Raw genomic sequence first — 3,748 nt, forward strand, 5'->3', positions numbered from 1 at the left:
CGCCCACCCGGCCGGATGCCTGCCGCAGCACCTCCCGCCGCCCCCTGAGCGAGGCCGGTTGATCCTGCTCGCCGCCGGCAAGGCCGCAGGCAGCATGACGGCCATTGCCGAATCTCATTATCTCGACGCCGGTTTCCCGCCGGAGCGGCTTTTCGGTCACGCGGTCGCCCGCCACGGCTATACGGCGTCGACGCGCCAGATCCCGATGGTCGCGGCGGGCCATCCCGTGCCGGATCAGGGGAGCATCGACAGCGCCGAGCAGGCGCTCGCGCTCGCCGCTTCCGCGACGGCGGACGATCTCGTTCTCGTTCTGCTTTCAGGCGGCGGATCGGCCAACTGGGTCGCTCCGGCCGGGGCGCTCGCGCTCGCCGAGAAGCAGGCGGTCAACAAGGCGCTGCTGCGCTCCGGCGCGCCGATCGGCGAGATGAACATCGTCCGCAAGCGCCTGTCCCGCATCAAGGGCGGACGGCTCGCAATTGCCGCCGCCCCTGCCCGGCTGCTCACGCTCGCCATCTCGGATGTGCCTGGCGACGAGCCGGCGGCCATCGCCTCCGGCCCCACCGTCGCGGATCCCTCGACCACGGCGGACGCCCGCGGCATCGTCGCCCGCTACGGGCTCGACCTGCCACCCGCGGCCCGCAGCTTGCTCGACGACCCCACGAACGAGACGCCAAAGCCGGGTCACCCTGCCTTCGCCGCCACCGATTTCCGGATCATCGCCCGCCCGGCCGACGCCCTTGCCGCAGCTCGGGCGGCAGCCGAGGCGGCCGGCTACGAGGTCCACGATCTCGGCCCTGATCTGGAGGGCGAGGCCCGTGAGGTCGCGGCCGGTCATGCCAAGCTGGCCCGGCAGCTGAAGCGCGAGGGCCGTCGCGCCGCGATCCTCTCCGGCGGCGAACTCACCGTGACCCTGCGCGGCTCCGGCCGCGGTGGCCCCAACCAGGAATATGCGCTGGCGCTCGCGATCGCACTCGCCGGCGAGCCCGGCATCGTCGCGCTCGCCGGCGACACCGACGGCACCGATGGCGGCGGCGGCGAGGCGACCGACCCGGCCGGCGCGCTGGTCGATCCGCAAACTTTGACGCGCGCCGCCGAGATCGGCCTTGATCCCGCCCGATCCCTCGCCGACAACGATTCGACCGGCTTCTTCGAAGCGCTGGGCGATTTGCTGCAGCCGGGGCCGACACTCACCAATGTCAATGACTGCCGCGTGATCCTGATCGAACCGTGAGATTTCTCCTGACCCAGCGCACGGCTCTTCTGGCCGCCGGCTGCACCGCCGCCTTCATCGCGAGCGCTCTGCCGGCAAAGGCCGATTTGCGCATGTGCAACACCACGTCGAGCCGCATCGGTGTCGCCATCGGTTACCGCGACGCCCAGGGCTGGACCACCGAAGGATGGTGGAACATCAGCCCGCGTGGTTGCGAGACCCTGCTGCGCGGCACGCTGGCTGCGCGCTTCTACTACGTCCATGCCGTCGATTACGACAAGGGCGGCGAATGGACCGGCAAATCGGTCATGTGCGTCCGCAACAAGGAATTCACGATTCGCGGCATCGAGGACTGCCTGGCGCGGGGCTATGACCGGGCCGCCTTCTTCGAGGTCGACACCGGCGAGCAGAAGAGCTGGACCATCCAGCTCACCGATACCGCGGGAGGCGCGCGGCCGCGCCCCTGAGCGACGGGCCGGGCGAGCGGATGAAAGGCCCGCGCCACGCGCGGGCGAACGAGACGATGCTGACAGGGCCGGAGCCGGAAGCGGTTCGGCCTCATGGGGACAGACAATGAAGCGCGAACGCCGGATCAAGATCATCGCCACCCTCGGGCCGGCTTCCTCGACCGAGGAGATGTGCGCCAAGCTCTTCGAGGCCGGTGTCGACGTGTTCCGGATCAACATGAGCCACACCCAGCGGGAGACGCTGGCCGAGAAGGTCGCGATGCTGCGCAGCCTCGAGGGCAAGTTCCACCGCCCGGTCGGCATCCTGGCCGATCTCCAGGGCCCCAAGCTGCGCGTCGGCCAGTTCGGCGGGGACGGCGGCGTGATGCTGGAGAACGGTGCGCGCTTCGTTCTCGACGCGGATCCGGCACCCGGCGACGCCAAGCGCGTCCACCTGCCCCATCCCGAGATCCTCAGCGCGCTCGAGCCCGGCCACACGCTGATCCTCGACGACGGCAAGCTGCGTCTCGTGGTCGAAAAGGCTTCCCCGAAGCAGGCCGTGACCAAGGTGGTCGTCGGCGGCCGCCTGTCCTCGCGCAAGGGCGTCAGCCTGCCCGACACCACGATCGCCGTTTCGGCCATGACCGAGAAGGATCGCGCCGATGCCGAGGTCGCGGCCGAGGTCGGCGTCGACTGGATCGCACTCTCCTTCGTGCAGCGCCCCGAGGACATGGCGGAACTGCGCAAGATCGTGCGCGGCCGCGCGCTGGCGCTCGCCAAGATAGAAAAGCCGCAGGCCGTCGCGCGCATGGAAGAGATCATCGACGCCTCCGACGCGATCATGGTCGCGCGCGGCGACCTCGGCGTCGAGATGCCGCTGGAGAAGGTTCCGGGCACGCAGAAGCGCCTGACTCGCATGGCCCGCCTCAAGGGCAAGCCGGTCGTGGTCGCGACCCAGATGCTGGAGAGCATGATCACGAGCCCGGTGCCGACGCGCGCAGAGGTCTCCGACGTCGCCACCGCCGTCTTCGAGGGGGCGGACGCCGTCATGCTCTCGGCCGAGAGCGCCGCCGGCCAGTATCCGGTTGAGGCGGTGACGATGATGAACCGCATCGCCGAGGAGGTCGAGAACGACGCGGTCTACCGCTCGATCCTCGACTCGCAGCGCAACGAGCCCGAAGCCACCGGCGCCGATGCCATCGCCAAGGCAGCCCACGAGATCGCCGAGACGCTGAACCTGAAGGCGATCTGCGCCTGGACCTCCTCGGGTTCGACCGCCTTCCGCATCGCCCGGGAGCGGCCGAACTCGACCGTGATCGCGCTGACGCCGAACCGCGCGACGGCGCGTCGGCTCACACTGGTCTGGGGCGTCCACGCCATCGTCACCAAGGACGCCAGCGACGCCGACGACATGGCCTTCCGCGCCTGCAAGTTCGCCGTGCGCGAGCGCTATGCCGCACTCGGAGACCGCGTGATCGTCGTCGCCGGCGTGCCCTTCGGCACACCGGGCGCGACCAACATGGTGCGGATCGCCTTCATCGCGCAGGAGCATGTCGCCAAGGCGTAGGCGGGACGTTCGAAAGAGAGGGCGGCCGGCCCGCAGCGCCTCAGGCGTCGCGGCCGTCCACCTCGCTCTTGAGCGAGTCCACCGCCTTCTTCACGGCGTCGAACTCCGGATAGATCGTCAGCGCCTTGCGGAAGGCGATCATCGCGCCCTTGTCGTCACCCTGCTGGCGCAGGATCAGGCCGAGCCCCATCATGGCGCCGTAATGGCGCGGCTCGCGCTTCAGCGTTTCGCCGATATCCAGCATCGAGCGGATCGAGTCCCCTGCGATGTAAAGCGCGTTGGCCCGCTGGTTCCAGGCCTCGGCCCAGTCCGGCTGCAGGCTGATGATGCGGTCGAGCAGCTCGATGGCGATCTCCGTCTGCTTGTCCTGCAGGGCCTTCTGCGCCCGGGTCATCAGCAGATCGGCCGTGTCCGAGCCGGACCGCGCCCAGCGGCGCTGGATCAGCCGGGCGACGCCTTCGGCCTCCTCCTGCGTCTTGGCGTCGTGGAGTCTCTCGAAGAGCCGCTCCAGCGTCGCCGCCGGCC

General features: G+C 69.9%; 3 protein-coding genes and 1 pseudogene. 3 read left to right on the top strand and 1 reads right to left on the bottom strand.

The genetic code is table 11. The features are described from left to right. From ACIPIA_RS12015 to pyk, 3 genes and pseudogenes are all read left to right on the top strand, one after another. Nucleotides 1-1,231, top strand: a 1,231-nt coding sequence (locus tag ACIPIA_RS12015) for a glycerate kinase type-2 family protein (protein WP_400509779.1), incomplete at its 5' end; no start/stop codon positions are given. 8 nt (nt 1,232-1,239) lie between these two features. After that, a pseudogene (locus tag ACIPIA_RS12020) lies at nt 1,240-1,647 on the top strand (DUF1036 domain-containing protein); the annotation flags it as partial. 136 nt (nt 1,648-1,783) lie between these two features. After that, nucleotides 1,784-3,223 (top strand): pyruvate kinase, encoded by a 1,440-nt coding sequence (gene pyk, locus ACIPIA_RS12025; RefSeq protein WP_400509781.1) that lies wholly within the window; start codon nt 1,784-1,786, stop codon nt 3,221-3,223. A 40-nt stretch (nt 3,224-3,263) separates the two neighbouring features. Here pyk and ACIPIA_RS12030 read toward each other — a convergent pair. Then, nucleotides 3,264-3,748, bottom strand: a 485-nt coding sequence (locus ACIPIA_RS12030) for a tetratricopeptide repeat protein (protein WP_400509783.1), incomplete at its 5' end; no start/stop codon positions are given.

It is taken from the genome of Allobosea sp. CER48 (assembly GCF_044752385.1).
Classification (GTDB): domain Bacteria; phylum Pseudomonadota; class Alphaproteobacteria; order Rhizobiales; family Beijerinckiaceae; genus Allobosea.

Bases quoted from the DNA above. Each gene is read 5' to 3' on its own strand.
- pyk (WP_400509781.1), top strand. From the start codon at position 1,784: ATGAAGCGCGAACGCCGGATCAAGATCATCGCCACCCTCGGGCCGGCT.